Here is an 18,914-nt window from a genome sequence, read left to right as displayed (position 1 = left end):
CCACCCCGCCTCACGCATGGCCGCCCCCGGACGGGCCGCCGTCCGCCGGGCCGGGCTCCTTCGCCGGGCCGTCGCCGTAGCGGCTGGTCTCGTGGAAGAAGTCGTCGACGACGTTCAGGGTGCCGTCCGCGGCCACCTGGTCGTACACGAACTTGCTCACCGCGAGGTCCAGGACGCCCAGCCCGAACGGCGAGAACACCACGGTCCGGTCGGCGGGCAGGCCGACCCGGCCCGCCATCACGTCGTACAGCGTGCCGTCGATGAAGTCCCGGCCGCCGGTCCGCTGTTCGGCGAGGTGCGGTGAGGTGTCGGCCTTCAGGCAGTGCTCGATGTCGTCGACGATGTTGGCCGACTCCAGGATGATGCCGGGCGCCAGGTCGCGCAGCGACACGTGCAGCACGACGGGGTGGTGGGCGAACCATCCGGGGTCGGTGACGTGCGGGGTGCCCGCGACGGTCGCGAACACCACCAGGTCGCTGGAGCGGACCAGGTCCTCGGCCCGCTCGTGCACGGTGACCTGCCCGGTGGCACCGCTGCGCTCCAGGTACGAGCGGAAGCCGCCCGCGTGCGCCAGGTCGAGGTCGTGCACCCCCACCTCGTCGAAGGTCCAGCCCGCGCCGTGCAGGTAGGTGTGGATGTAGCGGGCGATGAAGCCGGTGCCGAAGAAGCCGATGCGGCGCGGCCGGCCGCGCTCCTTCGTCAGCACGTCGGCGGCGAGGGCGGCGGAGGCCGCGGTGCGCGCGGCACTGATGATGGAGCTCTCCATGCAGGCGATCGGGTAGCCGGTGGCCTGGTCGTTGAGCACGACGACGGCGGAGGCGCGCGGGATGCCCGCGTCGATGTTCTCCGGGAAACTGGAGATCCATTTGATCCCGTCGACCTTGCTCTGCCCGCCGATGGAGGCGGGCAGCGCGATGATGCGCGAGGAGGGCCGGTCGGGGAAGCGCAGGAAGTACGACGGCGGGTTGACCGTGTCGCCCTCGCCGTGGACGCGGTAGGCCTCCTCGATCAGCGCGATGACGCGCCGCTCCTGCCCGGAGAGCACCTGGTGCACCTGCGAGCCGGGGACGACGGCGAAGGGGGGAATCCGGACGGACATGAGGGAGCGTGGCTCCGTTTCTCCGCGGGGCGGGGGTCAGGAGTGGGTGGGTGAGCAGTCGGCGAGCGGTACCGGGGTGCCGAGGACCATGCCCACCTCGCGCGGCCCGGTGAACGGCTCGCGGCTGTGCGCCATACGGATGTTGTCGACGAGCAGCACGTCACCGGCCTGCCAGGGCTCGCGCAGGGTGGCCGCCTCGTAGACCTCGTTGACGGTCGCGACGGTCTCCGGTTCGAGGGGGCTGCCGTCGCCGTAGTGGGTGTTGAACGCGAGGCTGTCGGGCCCGAGTTGGCGTACCAGGTAGTCGCGGATGGCCGGTTCCATCGTCCACTCGCTCAGGAACGCGATCTGGTTGAACCAGACCCGGTCGCCGGTCAGCGGGTGGCTGATCACCGCGGAGCGGCGCTGGCGGGTGCGCAGGCCGCCGTCCGGCTGCCACGCGAAGGTGATGCCGTTGGCCGCGCAGTACGCCTCGGCCTCGGCGCGGTCCTCGGTGCCGAACGCCTCGGTCCAGTCCACGCCGACCACGCTGTTGTACGAGCGGGTCAGCTCCCAGCCCTCCGCGGTGAACCGCTCCACGACGGACGCGGGCAGGTCCGCCAGGACCTGGCGGGCGTCGGCGAGGCCGGTGACGCCGCCGGTGGCGGGCGGGGTGAAGCAGCCGATGGCCAGCAGCCGGGGGAACTCCCGCGCGTAGCTCAGCTCGTGGTGCATGCACATGGGCTGGTCCGGCGGCCACTCCAGGGAGGAGAAGACCGGGCCGCCGAGCGGCCGGCGGCGGGCGAACGCCTCGCGCTCGGGCACGGTGGGGCCGGTGACCCGCTCGGCCAGCCGTCCCAGCGCGGTGGCGTCGCGTACGCCCAGGCCGCGGACGAGGACGGCGCCGTGGCGCAGCAGTGCGGCCTCCAGCGCCGGGCCGCGCTCGGCGGCCCAGTCGCCCAGGTCGGCGGACGTGACCGCTTCGTCCACGTGCAGGACCGGCGGCTTGCCGGGGGCGAGTTCGAGAGCGGCCTCCAGGGCCTGGCCCGGGGCGTCCGCGAGGTGCGGTACGGCTTCGGTGGCGGGCGGCTGTGTCATGCGCTGATGTCCTTCTGCTGGTCGTTCTGATCCATGGCCGCGGCGAGTTCGGACAGGACGGGGAGCCGGACGATGTCCTCCAGCGCCACCGCGTCCCCGATGGCCACGCCCAGCCGTACGGCGGACAGCGAGGTGCCGCCGGACTCGAAGAAGTGCTGGTCGCGGCCGATGCTCTCGACGGGTATCCGCAGCACGTCCGCCCACAGCCGGGCCAGCCGGCGCTCGGTGCCGGTGCGCGGTGCGGTGGCGTCCGTAGCGGCACCGGACGCGGTACGGGCCGCGGCCAGTTCGCCGGCGTGCCGGGCCAGGGCCTTGCGGTCGGTCTTGCCGTTCCCGGTCAGCGGCAGGGCCGGGAGGTGGTGGAAGTACTGGGGGACCATGTACGCGGGCAGGGCGTCGCCCAGGACCCGCCGGATGTCCGCCTCGTCCAGCGGCGAGTCGGCGGCGTAGCAGGCGGCGAGGTGCTTGCCGTGGTCGGGGCTCTCCAGCACCACGACCCCGGCGTCCCGGACACCGGGCACCCGCAGCAGCCGGTTCTCGATCTCGCCGATCTCGATGCGGAAGCCGCGGATCTTGGTCTGGGCGTCCCGGCGGCCCAGGAATTCCAGGCTGCCGTGCGGCAGCCACCGGCCGATGTCGCCGGAGCGGTAGAGCCGCTCCCCCGGCCGGTGCGGGTCGGTGCCGAACGCGGCGGCGGTGCGCTCGGGGTCGTTGATGTAGCCCCGGCCGACGCAGACGCCGGAGAAGACGATCTCACCGGGCGCGCCGAGCGGTACCGGGTTGAGCCACTCGTCCACGACGTAGACGCGGACGTTGTTGACCGCCGGGCCGAGCGGCACCCGCTCCTGCTGCGGGACCCGGTCCATGACCTCGTGGTTGGTGTCGTCGGAGGTCTCCGTGAGGCCGTAGGCGTTGACCAGCTTGATGCCGGGGTACGCCGCGAACCACCGCGCGACCAGCTCCTTCTTCAGCGCCTCGCCGGTCGCCGAGACGCTGCGCAGCCGGCCCAGGGGCCGCGGGTGCTCCTCCAGGTAGGTGAGCATCACCTCCAGGTAGGAGGGCACCACCTGGAGGACCTCCACGTCTCCCGCGACGACGCTGTCCACGTAGCGCCGCACGTCGAGGATGTCCCGCTGTCCGACGATCCGCGTACGGCCGCCGACGAGCAGGGCGCTGACCAGTTGCCACAGTGAGATGTCGAAGCACTGCGGCGCGGTCTGCGCGACCACCTGCTCCGGGCCGATCTCCAGGTCGTCGATCTTCGCGAAGAGGTGGTTGACCAGGCCCGCGTGCTCGCACATCGCGCCTTTGGGCTCGCCGGTCGAGCCGGAGGTGAAATAGATGTACGCGAGCCGGCCGGCGGCCACCGGCACGCCGGGGTCGGTGTCGTCCGCGCCGTCCGCCGCCGCGTCGGCCACCTCGGTGATCAGCAGGCGGGCGGTGGTGCCGTGGCCGGTCAGCGCCTCGTCGAGGGCGGCGGTGGCGCCGGGTTCGGTGAGCACGAAGCGGCAGGCGCTGCGGGTGAGCATGGCGGCGATACGGCCGGCCGGGAAGTGCGGCTCGACGGGCAGGTAGACGCCGCCCGCCTTGAAGACGCCGAGGGTCGCGGCCAGCCAGTCGAGGTTGCGTTCGGTGACCACGGCCACCACGTCCTCGGCCGCCAGGCCGCGGCGCAGCAGGGCGTGGGCGACGCGGTTGGCCCGGCGGTTGAGCTCGTCGTACGTCCAGGAGGTGCCGTCGTGCTCGGCGGCGGTCCGGTCGGGGTGGAGCCGTACCCGCTCCTCGAACAGTTCGTGCACGCGCCGGTCGGGCACCGAGCGTTCCGGGCCCGCCAGGCCGTCGATCTGGTGCGCCAGTTCGTCCGTGGACAGCAGGCTCTGCCGGTGGTGGCCGGCGCGCGGATCGGCGGCCAGGTGCTCCAGGGCCGCCAGGTGGTATCCGGCGATCCGTTCCGCGTACGGCAGGTCGACGATGTCGGCGCGGCCGTCCAGCCGCAGGTGCAGGCCGTCCTCGGGCGTCCCGCCGAAGGCGACGCGCAGCACGAGGTGGGCACCGGCGTCCGCCAGGTCCTTGGGCTCGGGGCCGGCCGGCCCGACGGCGTCGCCGAGCGCGGAGAGGTCGCACAGCACCTCGTACCGCCGGTCCGGGTCGCCGGTGCCCGCCGCGTCGTCCGCCGCGCGGTGGGCCGCCAGGACCAGCTGCTCCCAGTCGCCGTCCGCCACCGGCACCCGGCACGGCCGGTGGGCGCCACCGCCGCCGGGTGCGGCCCGGCCCGTCAGCACGTCCGTCTCGCCGGTGAGCGCCGACAGCACCTTGGCGTGCGCCGCGAGCAGGACGGCGCCGACCGGCACACCGAGCCGCCCGGCGTGCCCGGTGAGGGCCTGGGCCAGGCCGTCGGGGACCCGGCACGCGTACACGGTGGCGGGTCCGCCGTCCGCCCGTGGCCCGGTGCGCCATCGCGGGATGGCGGAAACGGTTCCGGGCTCGCCGGGGGAGCCGGTGTCTGTCGGTGTGCCCATGTTCTCTGTGCCTTCGCCGGAGGGGTGGTGTCCGGGGGCGCCGCGTGCGGCGGGCGCCCCCGTGGCTGCTGCGCTCTGCGGACGGGGGTCAGGACCCGGCGGCCGCCATGGCCTCGACCAGGCTGGCGGGGCGCATGTCCGTCCAGTGCTCCTCGACGTACGCGAGGCAGGCGTCCCGGGTGTCCGCGGTCTTGGCGACGGTCCAGCCGTCGGGGACGTCGATGGAGGCGGGCCACAGGGAGTGCTGCTTCTCGTCGTTGACGAGCACGAGGTAGCTGGCGTCCGGGTTCTCGAACGGGTTGGTCATCTCGGGTCCTCACTCTTTCCGGGTGGTCGAGTTCTGGGTGGCCGGGCGGCGCCGGGAGGGGCGCCGCCCGGTGGTGCGTGGTGGGGTCGTGTGTGGTGGGGTCGTACGCCGTGCGGTCAGGTCCGGTCGGTGGGGCGTGGCATCCGGCGCAGGGCGGGCCGCTTGGCCGTCTTCTTCGGCGCTGCCGCCAGGCGTTCGACCAGTCCCGCGACGGTCGGTGCCTCGAAGACGGTACCGATGGCGACCTCCGTGCCCAGTGCGGCGCGGATGCGGCTGACGAGGCGGGTGGCGAGCAGGGAGTGCCCGCCGAGGTCGAAGAAGCTGTCGTCGATACCGACCCGGTCGACACCCAGCACCTCGGCGAACAGGCCGCACAACGTGGCCTCTTGCCCGGTACGGGGCTTGCGCCCGCCTGCCGTGGCCGCGTACTCGGGCACCGGGAGGGCCTTGCGGTCCAGCTTGCCGTTGGGGGTGAGCGGCAGCCGGTCCAGGACCATCACCGCGGACGGCACCATGTACTCCGGCAGGCGCTCGGCGAGGCGGGCGCGGGCCGCCTTGACGACCGCGCCGATGCCACGGGCGGCCACCGGGTTGTTGGTCCAGGGCCCGCCGGTGATGGCGGGCACGTACACGCCCGACAGCGCCGCGTCTTCCCCGCCCGCCTCCGCCGGGAGGATCACCGCGTCGAACAGGGCCACCGACCGCGCGGACCAGGTGGGGATCACCAGCAGGCCGAGTTCCCGGCCCCGTTCCACCAGCTCCTGCGGATCGACCGGAGTCCCGCCGAAGTCCTCGGCGGCCAGGCCGTCCAGGGCCCGTTCCGCCGCCACCTCGGCGGCCAGCCGCGCGCTGGGGATGCCCGTGACACGCAGCGGGCCCTCGGGGAGCCTGCTCAGGTCGAGGTCGGCGCTCCAGGCCACCTGCCGCGTTCCGGTCACGTCAACGACGCGCTCGGGGGCCTTGTGCAGCACGACCTCGTAGCGGTGCCGGGTCAGCTCGTTGTGGTACGCGCCGGGCTTGAGCCGGATGTCCAGCGCACCCACCCGCTCGTCCCGCGCCGCCAGCTCCGCGAAGAACTCCGGCGCCGTGACCAGCTCCTTCTCCAGCAGCACCGCGCGATCGACCACCGCACGCGCCGACGCGCCACGACCGGCGTGCACCGCCGCGTGCAGCGCCCGCAGCGACCCGGCGTGCCGCACGTCACCGATCACCAGCCGGCCACCGGGAGCCAGCAGCCCCAGCGCCTGGTCCACGACCTTCGCCAGGTACGCGTCGTCCGGGAAGTACTGGATCACCGAGTTGATCAGGACGGTGTCGAACGTGCCGGCCGGCAGGCCGTCCGTCACGTCGGCGGCCTGGCAGCGCAGGTGCACCCGGTCCCCGAGGCCCGCGGACCGTACCTGGCCGGTCAGCCGCTCGATGACGGCGCCGGACAGGTCGGTGCCCCAGTACGCGTCCACGTGCGGGGCCAAGTGCCCCATGAGCAGGCCCGATCCGACACCGATCTCCAGCACGCGGGAGCCGCCGAGGGCCCGTACCCGCTGTACGATCGCGTCGCGCCAGGCCCGCATCTCGTCCAGCGGGATCGGCTCGCCGGTGTAGGAACTGTCCCAGCCGGAGAAGTCCTCGCCGAAACCGAAGGTCTCGCCGCCCGGCCCGGAGTACACCGAGTCGTAGATCTCCCGCCACTCCCCCACCTGCGCGTCGATGCCGGACGCGGCCTCCTCGACGACGCCCGCCGCCGCGGCGGCGGCCAGGTCGGGCACGACGTAGGCGGCGAGGCGCTGGTCGCCGGGGGTGTCCTCGCGGGCCAGGACGACGGCCTGCCGTACGCCTTCGGAGGCGGTCAGCAGCGACTCGATCTCGCCCGGCTCGATACGGAAGCCGCGGACCTTGACCTGCTCGTCGGCCCGGCCCAGGTACTCCAGCTGACCATCGGCACGCCAGCGCGCCAGGTCACCGGTGCGGTACATCCGCACGCCCGCCTCGAACGGCGAGGCCACGAACCGCTCCGCCGTCAGCCCGGCCCGGCCCGCATAACCACGCGCCAGCCCCGCACCCGACGCGTACAGCTCACCGGTCACCCCCACCGGCACCGGCCGCAGCCCGGCATCCAGCACGTACGCCTTGGTGTTGGTGACCGGGCGCCCGATCGGCACCACGCCGCCGCTGAACGTGTCGCTCATCGAGACGCAGACCGTCGACTCCGTCGGACCGTACGCGTTGACCACCTTGCGGCCGCCGGCCGACCAGTGCGCCACCAGCTCGGGCGGCGCGGCCTCGGCGCCCACGACCAGGCAGGCGAAGTCCGGCAGCCCGGCACTGGCGCCGGTGGGCAGCGTGGCGACCACCGACGGCGGGATCAGGGCGTGGGTGATGTGCCGGGCGGCGAGCACGCCGTGCAGCGGTTCACCCACGAGACGTCCGCCCTCCGGCACCACCAGCGTGGCACCGGACGCGAAGGCGACGACCAGCTCCCAGACGGCGGCGTCGAAGCTGGGCGAGGCGAACTGGAGGACCCGGCTGCCGGCGGACACGCCCAGGCGTTCCCTCTGGGTGTGTGCCAGGCTCGCCATGCCCCGGTGGGAGACCACGACGCCCTTGGGCAGGCCGGTGGAGCCCGAGGTGTAGATCACGTACGCCGGGTTCTCCGGGGCGACGGTCACGCCCGGGTCGGTGTCCGGGAAGCCGGACCGGTCCTGCCGCAGGGCCGCCTCGTCCAGGACGAGGACGGGTGCGGCGTCGGCGAGCATGTAGCGGCGGCGCTCCTCCGGGTAGTCCGGGTCGACCGGTACGTACGCGCCGCCCGCCTTCAGTACGGCGAGGACCGCCACCACCATGTCGGCGGACCGCGGCAGCTCCACCCCGACCAGCTTCTCCGGGCCCACGCCCTGGCCGGTCAGCCAGTGCGCCAGCCGGTTCACCCGCGCGTCCAGCTCCCGGTAGGACAGCGCCAGGTCACCTGCCTCCAGGGCCACCGCGTCCGGGGTGCGGCGGGCGTGCCCGGCGACGAACCCGGCGAGGGTGGTGCCGGGCACCTCGGCGGCCGTCCGGTTCCATCCGGACACCACCTGGACGCGCTCGGCACCGGACAGCAGCTCCACCTGGCCGACGGGGCGCGACGGGTCGGCCGTGACCTGCTCCAGCAGCCGTACCCAGCGGTCGAGCAGCCCCTCGACCGTGGACCGGTCGAAGAGGTCGGTCGAGTACTCGACGGTGGCGGTGACGCCCTGTTCGCCGCTGCTCTCGTCCAGGCTGAGCAGCATGTCGAAGCGGGACCTGCCGATGCCGACCGCTTCCGGGCTGACGCGCACACCGGGCAGTTCGAAGTCGCTGCGGGGGGTGTTCTGGAGGACCAGGGCGACCTGGAAGAGGGAGTGGTGGGCGGTCGAGCGCTGCGGGTTCAGCAGCTCCACCAGGTGTTCGAACGGCACGTCCTGGTGGGCGTACGCGGCGAGGCTCGACTCCCGTACCCGGCCGAGCAGTTCTGCGAAGCTCGGGTCACCGGAGGTGTCCGTCCGCAGCACGAAGGTGTTCACGAACAACCCCACCAGGTCGTCCAGTGCCTCGTCCGTACGACCGGCCACACCGCTGCCCAGCGCGATGTCCGTGCCCGCGCCCAGCCGCGTCAGCAGTGCCGCCATACCGGCCTGGAGGACCATGAAGACGGTCGCGTTCGAGCGACGGGCCAGCGCGACCAGACGCTGGTGCAGCTCAGCGGACAGCTCGTAGTCCAGGTGGGTGCCCCGGTACGAGGCGACCGCCGGGCGCGGCCGGTCGGCGGGGAACGTCACCTGTTCCGGTACGCCCGCCAACTGCCGCCGCCAGTAGGCGACCTGCTGGGTGTAGAGGCTGTCCGGGTCGCTCTCGTCGCCGAGGAGTTCGCGCTGCCACAGGGTGTAGTCCGCGTACTGCACCGGCAGCTCCGCCCACTGCGGGACGGCGCCGCGGGCCCGCGCGGTGTACGCGGTCACGAAGTCCCGCGCGATCGGGCCCATCGACCAGCCGTCGCCCGCGATGTGGTGGACGAGCAGCAGCAGGACGCCGACCTGCGGGCCGGTGCGGAAGAGCCAGGCCCGTACCGGGACCTCACCGGCGAGGTCGAAGCCGTACGTGGCCGCCGCGTCGAGGGCGGCCGGCAGCTCCGCCTCGGTGACGGTCCGGCTCTCCCACCTGAAGTCCGCCTCTTCCGGAGCCAGTACCCGCTGGTACGGCTCGCCGTCGGTCTCCGGGAAGACCGTACGCAGCGTCTCGTGCCGCCCGATCACGTCCCGCAGCGCGGCCCGCAGCACCTCCGCGTCCACGTCGCCGGTCAGGCGCAGCGCCAGCGGCATGTTGTACGTCGCCGAGCGGCCTTCCAGCTGGTGCAGGAACCACAGGCGGCGCTGCGCGAACGACAGCGGCACCCGCTCGGGGCGCGCCATCGGGACCAGGGCCGTACGGGTGCGGCCGTTGCCGGTGAGGCGGGCCGCCAGCCCGGCGACGGTGGGCGCCTCGAAGACCGCGGCGATCGGCACCTCGACGCCCAGGCTGCTGCGGATGCGGCTGACCAGGCGGGTGGTGAGCAGCGAGTGGCCGCCCAGGTCGAAGAAGCTGTCGTCGATACCGACCCGGCCCACGGCCAGCACCTCGGCGAACAGACCGCACAGCACCTCTTCCTGCGGGGTGCGCGGGGCCCGGCCGCCCGGGGTGGCCGCGTACTCGGGGACGGGCAGCGCCTTGCGGTCCAGCTTGCCGTTCGGTGTCAGGGGCAGCCGGTCCAGGACCATCACCGCCGACGGGACCATGTACTCGGGCAGGCGCTCCGCCAGGTGCTCGCGGGCGGCTTCGACGACCGCGCCGATGCCCTTGGCGGCCACCGGGTTGTTCGTCCAGGGGCCACCGGTGGTGGCGGGCACGTACAGGCCCGACAGGACGGCCTCGTCCGTGTCACCGGGCAGGACCACGGCGTCGAAGAGGCCCGTCGACCGCGCCGACCAGGTGGGGATCACGCGCAGGCCGTGCTCACGGCCCCGGGCGACCAGGTCCTGCGGGTCGACGGCCGGGCCCTCGGGAACCTGCGCGTCCAGGCCGTCCAGCGCGCGTTCGGCCGCCGCCTCGGCGGTCAGGCGGGCGTTGGGTATGCCGGTGAGACGCAGCGGGCCCTCGGGCAGCGTGCCCAGGTCGAGGTCGGCGCTCCAGGCCACCTGCCGCACCTCGGACAGGTCCGTGACCCGCTCGGGGGCCTTGTGCAGCACGACCTCGTAGCGGTGCCGGGTCAGCTCGTTGTGGTACGCGCCGGGCTTGAGCCGGATGTCCAGCGCACCGATCCGGTCGTCGTCCGCCGCGAGACCCGCGAAGAACTCGGGCGCCACGACCAGTTCCTTCTCCAGCAGGACGGTCCGGTCGACGACGGTCCGCGCCGCGGCGCCCCGCCCGGACTGCACCGCGGCCCGCAGGGCGCGCAGCGTACCGGCGTGCCGCACGTCGCCGATGACCAGCCGGCCGCCGGACGCGAGCAGGTCCAGCGCCTGGCCGACCACGCGTGCCAGGTACTCCCCGTCCGGGAAGTACTGCACGACGGAGTTGATCAGTACGGTGTCGAAGTGACCGGCCGGAAGCCCGTCCACGTCGTCCGCCGCCTGGCTGCGCAGCCGTACACGACCGCTCAGGCCCGCCTCGGCCACCTGCCCCGCCAGCCGCTCGATCACGGCGGCCGACAGATCCGTACCCCAGTACTCCTCCACGCCACCGGCCAGGTGCGCCATCAGCAGACCGGCACCCACACCGATCTCCAGCACCCGGCGGCCGCCGAAGCCCCGCACCCGCTCCACGACCGCGTCCCGCCACGCGCGCATCTCGCTCAGCGGAATCGGCTCACCCGTATAGGAGCTGTCCCAGCCGGAGAAGTCCTCACCGAAGCCCGCCGGTTCGCTGCCACCCGACCCGGAGTACACCGAGTCATAAATCTCGCGCCACTCCTCCACCTGCGCCTGTGCGTCCACACCGGCGCCGGCGCGGGCTGCCGCGTCCAGGTCCGGTACGACGTACGCGGCCAGCCGCTGATCGCCCGGCGCGTCCTCGCGGGCCACGACCACGGCCTGCCGCACGCCCTCCGAAGCGGTCAGCAGCGACTCGATCTCACCCGGCTCGATGCGGTAACCGCGCAGCTTGACCTGCTCGTCGGCCCGGCCGGCGAACTCCAGCTGCCCGTCGGCGCGCCAGCGCACCAGGTCGCCGGTGCGGTACATTCGCGCGCCCGGTACGAACGGGCAGGCGACGAACCGTTCGGCGGTCAGTCCGGGGCGCCGTACGTAGCCGCGCGCCACCTGGACGCCGGTCACGTACAGCTCACCCACGACACCCACCGGCACCGGCCGCAGCCCCGCGTCCAGGACGAAGACCCGGGTGTTCCACATGGGCCGGCCGATCGGTACGGCGTGCCCGTCGGCGTCCTCGCCCGTGAAGACGGCGGAGGCGACCTGGATGGTCATCTCGGTGGGGCCGTACAGGTTGAACAGTGCGCTGTTCCACGCCGTGCTGATGCGCGCGGCCAGGCCGGGGCGCAGTGCCTCGCCGCTGGACCAGATGCGGCTGACCCGGTGCCCGGCGGGCGGTTCGGGCAGGTTGGCGAGGAGGGACGGCGGGAACTGGGCGACGGTGACGCCGTTCTCCGCTATGTGGGCGACCAGCCGCTGCGGGTCGCGGACCACGTCCGCGGGCGCCACGCTGATCGCCGCACCGGACAGCAGCGGGAACCAGACCTCCAGGCCCACCGAGTCGAACCGCACCGACGTACGGAACAGCAGCACGTCGCCCGGGCCCACCGGGTAGGCGTCCTGCATCCACTGGAGGTTGTTGACCAGGCCGCGGTGTTCGACGAGGACGCCCTTGGGGCGGCCCGTGGAGCCGGAGGTGTAGATCACGTACAGGGGGCCGGCGGGGGTCAGCGGCATGGTGCGCTCGCTGTCCGCCAGGTTGCCCGCGGCGTGCGCCGCGACGGCCGCGGCCGTCTCCGGGTCGTCCAGGACGACGGCTGGGACGTCCGCCGCGGCCGTGTCCAGGCCGCTGTCCCGGGTGACGAGCGCCAGTTGGGGCCGGGCGTCGCGGAGCGTGGACAGCAGCCGCTCGGCCGGGTCGTCGGGGTCGAGCGGCAGGTAGGCGCCGCCCGCCTTGAGGACACCGAGGAGGGCCACGACGGTCTCCGCCGAGCGGGGCAGCGCGACCGCCACCAGCCGCTCGGGGCCCACGCCGAGTCCGACGAGGTGCCGGGCGAGCCGGTTGGCCCGCGCGTTCAGCTCGGCGTACGTGAGCGCGGAGCCGTCGGACAGCACAGCGGTGGCCTCGGGCGACCGCGCCACCTGCGCTTCGACCAGGTCGACCAGGGTGCCCTGGTGGACGTCGGCCGCGGTGTCGTTCCAGTCCGCCAGCAGCTGCCGGTGCTCCACACCGGTGAGCAGGTCGGCCTGGCTGATCAGCCGTTCCGGCGCGGTCAGCGCCTGGTCCAGCAGGCGGATCCAGCGGGCGACGACGGTCTCGACGGTGGACCGGTCGAAGAGGTCGGTGGCGTACTCGACCAGCGTCTCGATGCCGGCCGGGTTGCCTGCCGCGTCGTACTGCTCGGTGAGCGAGAGCAGCATGTCGAAGCGCGAGGTGCCCGCGTCCACCTCCTCCATCCGGGCCCGCAGGCCGGGCAGGGTGAAGTCCCCCTGGTCGGTGTTCTGCAGGACCAGGGCGACCTGGAAGAGCGGGTGGTACGCGGTCGAGCGCTGCGGGTTCAGCAGCTCCACCAGATGCTCGAACGGCACGTCCTGGTGGGCGTACGCGGCAAGGCTCGACTCCCGTACCCGGCCGAGCAGTTCCGAGAAGCTCGGGTCACCGGAGGTGTCGGTCCGCAGCACGAAGGTGTTCACGAACAACCCCACCAGGTCGTCCAGTGCCTCGTCCGTACGACCGGCCACACCGCTGCCCAGCGCGATGTCCGTGCCCGCGCCCAGCCGCGTCAGCAGTGCCGCCATACCGGCCTGGAGCGCCATGAAGACCGTCGCGCCCGAGGCGCGGGACAGGTCCGCCAGCCGCTGGTGCAGCGCGGCGTCGATGGTGAACTCCGCGTACGAGCCCTGGTACGAGGCGACCGCCGGGCGCGGCCGGTCGGCGGGGAACGTCACCTGCTCCGGCAGGCCGGCGAGCTGGGTGCGCCAGTAGGCGACCTGGCGGCTGAACAGGCTGTCCGGGTCGGCCTCGTCGCCGAGGAGTTCGCGCTGCCACAGGGTGTAGTCCGCGTACTGCACCGGCAGTTCGGGCCACTGCGGGGCCGCGTCCTGGACACGGGCGGTGTACGCGGCGACCACGTCGCGGGCCAGCGGGCCCATGGACCAGCCGTCACCCGCGATGTGGTGCAGCAGGAGCAGCAGCACACTGTCCTGCGGGCCGGTCTCGAAGAGCCAGGCGCGTACCGGCGGCTCGCCGGCCAGGTCGAAGCCGTACCGTGCGGCTTCCTCCATCACCGACGGCAGCTCCGCCTCGCTGACCGTGCGCCGCTCCCAGGCGAATTCCGCCACGGCCGGGTCCAGCACCAGCTGGTACGGCTCGCCCTCACGCTCCGGGAACACCGTACGCAGCGACTCGTGCCGCCCGATCACGTCCCGCAGGGCCGCGTGCAGCGCTTCCGCGTCCACGGTGCCGGTCAGGCGCAGCGCCAGCGGCATGTTGTACGTCGCCGACGGGCCTTCCAGCTTGTGCAGGAACCACAGGCGGCGCTGGGCGGACGACAGCGGAACCCGCTCGGGGCGTGCCACCCGGACCGGCGCCGTACGGGTCCGTCCGCCGGGCGCCAGCCGTGTCACCAGTTCGGCGACGGTCGGCGCCTCGAACACGTCCTTGATCGGCAGTTCCGTGCCGAGGACGCTGCGGATGCGGCTCACCAGGCGCGTGGCGAGCAGCGAGTGCCCGCCGAGGTCGAAGAAGCTGTCGTCGATGCCGACCCGGTCCACGCCCAGCACCTCGGCGAACAGGCCGCACAGGACCTCTTCCTGCGGAGTACGGGGCTTGCGGCCGTCCGCGGTGGCGGCGTACTCGGGTACGGGCAGGGCCTTGCGGTCCACCTTGCCGTTCGGTGTCAGGGGCAGCCGGTCCAGGACCATCACTGCCGACGGGACCATGTATTCGGGCAGGCGCTCGGCGAGGCGGGCGCGGGCCGCCTTGACGACGGCGCCGATGCCTCGGGCGGCGACCGGGGTGTTGGTCCAGGGGCCGCCGGTGGCGGCGGGCACATAGACGCCCGACAGGACGGTGTCCTCCGTGTTCTCCGGAAGGACTATCGCGTCGAAGAGGGCCACCGACCGCGACGACCAGGTGGGGACGGTGCGGAGACCGTGTTCCCGGCCCCGCGCGACCAGATCCTCCGGGTCCACGGCCGCGCCCTCGAACTCCTCGGCGTCCAGGCCGTCCAGCGCCCGTTCCATGGCCGCCTCGGCGGCCAGACGGGCGTTGGGTATGCCGGTGAGACGCAGCGGACCCTCGGGGAGCGTGCCCAGATCGAGATCTGCGCTCCAGGCCACCTGCCGCACCTCGGACAGGTCCGTGACCCGCTCAGGAGCCTTGTGCAGCACGACCTCGTAGCGGTGCCGGGTCAGCTCGTTGTGGTACGCGCCGGGCTTGAGCCGGATGTCCAGCGCACCCACCCGCTCGTCGCCCGCCGCGAGCCCCGCGAAGAACTCGGGCGCCACGACCAGTTCCTTCTCCAGCAGGACGGCCCGGTCCACCGCGGTCCGCGCGGAAGCGACACGCCCGGACTGCACCGCCGCGTGCAGCGCCCGCAGCGACCCGGCATGCCGCACGTCACCGATCACCAGCCGACCACCGGGAGCCAGCAGCCCCAGCGCCTGGCCCACGACCTTCGCCAGGTACTCCCCGTCGGGGAAGTACTGCACCACGGAGTTGATCAGTACGGTGTCGAAGTAGCCGGAGGGCAGGCCGTCCACGTCGTCGGCCGCCTGACTGCGCAGCCGTACACGATCGCCCAGCCCCGCCTCGGCCACCTGCGCCGACAACCGCTCGATCACGGCGGCCGACAGGTCCGTCCCCCAGTACTCGTCCACGTCCTTGGCGAGGTGCGCCATCAGCAGACCGGCACCCACACCGATCTCCAGCACCCGGCGGCCGCCGAAGCCCCGCACCCGCTCCACGACCGCGTCCCGCCAGGCACGCATCTCGCTCAGCGGAATCGGCTCACCCGTATAGGAGCTGTCCCAGCCGGAGAAGTCCTCACCGAAGCCAATGCCCTTGGTGCCCGTCTCGGAGTACACCGAGTCATAAATCTCGCGCCACTCCTCCACCTGCGCGTCCGGGTCGGCCTCCGTACCGGCACGCATCGCCGCGTCGAGGTCCGGCACCACGTACGCGGCCAGCCGCTGATCGCCCGGCGCGTCCTCACGCGCGATGACCACGGCCTGCCGCACACCCTCGGAGGCCGTCAGCGCGGACTCGATCTCACCCGGCTCGATACGGAAACCGCGGACCTTGACCTGCTCGTCGGCCCGGCCCAGGTACTCCAGCTGACCATCACTGCGCCACCGCGCCAGATCACCGGTGCGGTACATCCGCACACCCGCCTCGAACGGCGAGGCCACGAACCGCTCCGCCGTCAGCCCGGCCCGGCCCGCATAACCACGCGCCAGCCCCGCACCCGACACATACAGCTCACCGACCACACCCACCGGCACCGGCCGCAGCTCCGCATCCAGCACATACGCACGCGTGTTGGCGACGGGGTGGCCGATCGGCGCGACCGTGGCGTCCGTGGCCCCGCTCATCGAGACGCAGACCGTCGACTCCGTCGGACCGTACGCGTTCACGACCTCCCGGCCGTCCACCGCCCACCGGGCGATCAACTCCGGCGGAACCGCCTCACCCGCCAACGCCACCGCCCGCAACTCCGGCAACCGGCCCTCGGCACCCGACGGCAACGCACCCAGCACCGACGGCGGCAGCGTCACATGCGTCACCCGCTGCCCGACCAGCACCTCCTGCAACGCCTCACCGACCAGCCGGCCCTCCTCCGGCACCACCAACGTGGCCCCCGACCAGAAGGCCATCACCAGCTCCCACCACGCCGCATCGAAGCTCGGCGAAGCGAACTGAAGAACCCGGCTGCCCGCCGCCACCCCCAGCCGCTGGACCTGCGCGTACGCCAAGCTGGCCGTGCCCGCGTGCGGGACCACGACACCCTTGGGGCGGCCGGTCGAACCAGATGTGTAGATCACGTACGCGGGATGCTCCGGCGCAACGTCCACACCCGGGTCAGTGTCCGGGAACCCGGACAGATCCTGCCGCAGCGCCGCCTCGTCCAGCACCAGCACCGGCGCCGCGTCGCCCAGGATGAACTCCCGCCGCTCCCGCGGGTACTCGGGGTCGACCGGTACGTACGCGCCACCCGCCTTGTGCACGGCGAGAACCGCCACCACCATCTCCACCGACCGCGGCAGCATCACCCCCACCAGCTTCTCCGGACCCACACCCTCACCGACCAGCCAGTGCGCCAGCCGGTTCGCCCGCGCGTCCAGCTCGCCGTACGACAGCGTCAGGTCGCCCGCGTCCAGGGCCACGGCATCCGGGGTGCGACGCGCATGGGCGGCGAACTGCTCGGCCAAGCTGGCGGCGGGCAGCTCGGCGGTGGTGCCGCTCCAGCCGGTCAGCAGCGTCTCGCGCTCGGTGCCGGACAGCAGCTCGACCTGGCCGATGCGCAGCGACGGGTCGGCCGTCACCTGCTCCAGCACCCGCACCCACCGGGCCAGCAGGCCCTCGACCGTCGCGCGGTCGAAGAGTTCCGTGGCGTACTCGACGACGGTCTCGATGCCCGAGGTGCCGTGCACGTCCTCGTGCCGTTCGAACATCTCGACGAGCATGTCGAAGCGGGAGGTCGCGGTGGAGACGAACTCGCTGCGCACGTCGAGGTCCGGCAGCCGGAAGGACTCCTCCGGGGTGTTCTGGAGGACCATCGCCACCTGGAACAGGGGGTGGTGGGAGCCGGAGCGGTGCGGGTTGAGCAGTTCCACCAGGTGCTCGAAGGGCACGTCCTGGTGCTCGTACGCGGCGAGGCTGGTCTCGCGGACCCGGCCGAGCAGTTCCTCGAAGCTCGGGTCACCCGAGGTGTCCGTGCGCAGCACGAACGTGTTGACGAAGAGGCCGACGAGGTCTTCGAGGGCTTCGTCGGCGCGGCCGGCGACGCCGTTGCCGAGCGGGATGTCGGTGCCGGCGCCGAGGCGGGTCAGCAGGGCCGCCATCGCGGCCTGGAGGACCATGAAGACGGTGGTGTTCGACTCCCGGGCCAGGGCGACGAGGCGCTGGTGCAGGGTGCCGTCGAGGGTGAATTCCAGGTGGGCGCCGTCGTAGGAGGCCACCGCGGGGCGCGGCCGGTCGGTGGGGAAGCTCACCAGGTCGGGCAGGCCGGCCAACTGCTCGCGCCAGTAGTCCACCTGACGGCTGACGAGGCTGTCCGGGTCGCTCTCGTCGCCGAGCAGTTCGCGCTGCCACAGGGTGTAATCGGCGTACTGGACGGGCAGGGCGGACCACTGGGGTGCGGTGCCGTCCGCGCGGGCGGTGTAGGCCGCCAGGACGTCCCGGGCTAGGGGGGCGAGGGACCAGCCGTCGCCCGCGATGTGGTGCAGCAGCAGTTGCAGCACGCTCTCGTCGCCGGACAGTTCGAAGAGCCAGGCGCGTACGGGAATCTCGGCGGCGAGGTCGAAGCCGTACCGGGCCGTCTCGTCGAGCACGGACGGGAGTTGGACGGCCGTGATCCGGCGGTGTTCCCAGGTGAAGTCGGCGTCGGCGGGCTCCAGGACGACCTGGCGCGGCTCGCCGTCCACCTCGGGGAAGACCGTACGCAGCGTCTCGTGCCGGGCCGTCACGTCCCGCAGCGCCGCACGCAGCGCCTCCGCGTCGACCTTGCCCTTCAGCCGCAGCGTCAGCGGCATGTTGTACGTCGCCGACGGCCCCTCCAGCTTGTGCAGGAACCACAGCCGGCGCTGCGCGAACGACAGGGGCAGCCGCTCGGGGCGTGCCATCGGGGTCAGTGCGGCCCGCTGGTCACCCTCGCCGGCCTCCGCGCCGAGGCGCCGGGCCAGCGCGGCGGGCGTCGGGTGCTCGAACACGTCCTTGATCGGGGGTTCGGCGCCCAGTACACCGCGGATGCGGACCAGCAGCCGGATCGCGGACAGCGAGTGGCCGCCGAGCACGAAGAAGTCGTCGTGCGGGCCGACCTGCGGCACGCCCAGCACCTCGGCGAAGAGCGCGCACAGCGTCTCCTCGCGCGACCCGGCCGGCCCGCCGGCCGCTCCGGGGGCGGTCGGTTCCGGTGTCGACGATGGCGTGGCGTCCAACTTCTCGCTCGCTTTCCTGGCGGTTCAAGTGCGTTCGGCGGTCGGGCACGGCGGCACGGCCGGCGGAGGGCAGGGTCGATCGGTGGTCTGCGGGGCGGGGACCCGCACGCGGACGGCACGGCCGGACGGCCCGCCGCCCGGTGGTCCGTGCAGGGTCGGGTGTCCGGACGGCCGGGCAGCGCGCCACGGGACACCGGTTCATGCGTTCAGGTACGGATGCTGAACAGCCGTACGGCGGTGGGAAACACGCGAGGCACCGGGTGGGCTCGCGGAAAGGAAGCGTCGGGTCAGCGCCCTCGGGCGGACGCACGCGGGCGCCCGGCCGGGCTCACCCGGGACGGTTCGACGAACGCGGCGCCGTACGTGATTTCCGCTGCGCGGAGGCCGGTGGTCGCGGCCCTCTCCGCATGACTCGTGCCATATCGCAATCCCCCGTAGACATGCACACCGTCTGTATCCGATCCGGCCGGCCGATGCCTGCCTGGATCTCACTTGAGTCAACCAGCCGTCCGGGGCGGCGTCAAGGTCATGGATCTCCGCGTCCGGTCAAATCC

At 73.1% G+C, this 18,914-nt stretch carries 5 protein-coding genes; all 5 read right to left on the bottom strand.

Translation table 11 applies throughout. The features are described from left to right. Positions 1 to 10: 10 nt before the first annotated feature. Positions 11 to 1,099: a 2,3-diaminopropionate biosynthesis protein SbnB gene (gene sbnB, locus ACZ4Z1_RS11830; RefSeq protein WP_468486425.1), complete on the bottom strand. Its 1,089-nt coding sequence runs from the start codon at positions 1,097 to 1,099 to the stop codon at positions 11 to 13. Positions 1,100 to 1,135: 36 nt separating this feature from the next. Beyond that, positions 1,136 to 2,176: a TauD/TfdA family dioxygenase gene (locus ACZ4Z1_RS11825; protein ID WP_468486424.1), complete on the bottom strand. Its 1,041-nt coding sequence runs from the start codon at positions 2,174 to 2,176 to the stop codon at positions 1,136 to 1,138. Further along, positions 2,173 to 4,695 (bottom strand): non-ribosomal peptide synthetase, encoded by a 2,523-nt coding sequence (locus tag ACZ4Z1_RS11820; RefSeq protein ID WP_468486423.1) that lies wholly within the window; start codon positions 4,693 to 4,695, stop codon positions 2,173 to 2,175. Before ACZ4Z1_RS11820 ends, ACZ4Z1_RS11825 begins: the two co-directional genes overlap by 4 nt. A gap of 88 nt (positions 4,696 to 4,783) precedes the next feature. Beyond that, positions 4,784 to 5,002, bottom strand: a complete 219-nt coding sequence (locus ACZ4Z1_RS11815) for an MbtH family protein (RefSeq protein WP_468486422.1) — start codon at positions 5,000 to 5,002, stop codon at positions 4,784 to 4,786. 116 nt (positions 5,003 to 5,118) lie between these two features. Further along, on the bottom strand, positions 5,119 to 18,360 hold the full coding sequence (locus tag ACZ4Z1_RS11810; protein ID WP_468486421.1) for an amino acid adenylation domain-containing protein: 13,242 nt from the start codon (positions 18,358 to 18,360) through the stop codon (positions 5,119 to 5,121). Between the last annotated feature and the right edge of the window lie 554 nt (positions 18,361 to 18,914).

The sequence above is a fragment of the Streptomyces sp. NPDC030165 genome (assembly GCF_055573595.1).
The sequence above is the reverse complement of the archived record's forward strand: the minus strand, read 5'-3'. Positions and strand labels throughout refer to the sequence as shown.

Excerpts from the sequence above, each read along its gene's own strand:
- ACZ4Z1_RS11815 (WP_468486422.1), bottom strand. The coding sequence starts at position 5,002 with ATGACCAACCCGTTCGAGAACCCGGACGCCAGCTACCTCGTGCTCGTC.
- sbnB (WP_468486425.1), bottom strand. The coding sequence starts at position 1,099 with ATGTCCGTCCGGATTCCCCCCTTCGCCGTCGTCCCCGGCTCGCAGGTG.
- ACZ4Z1_RS11825 (WP_468486424.1), bottom strand. The coding sequence starts at position 2,176 with ATGACACAGCCGCCCGCCACCGAAGCCGTACCGCACCTCGCGGACGCC.
- ACZ4Z1_RS11820 (WP_468486423.1), bottom strand. The coding sequence starts at position 4,695 with ATGGGCACACCGACAGACACCGGCTCCCCCGGCGAGCCCGGAACCGTT.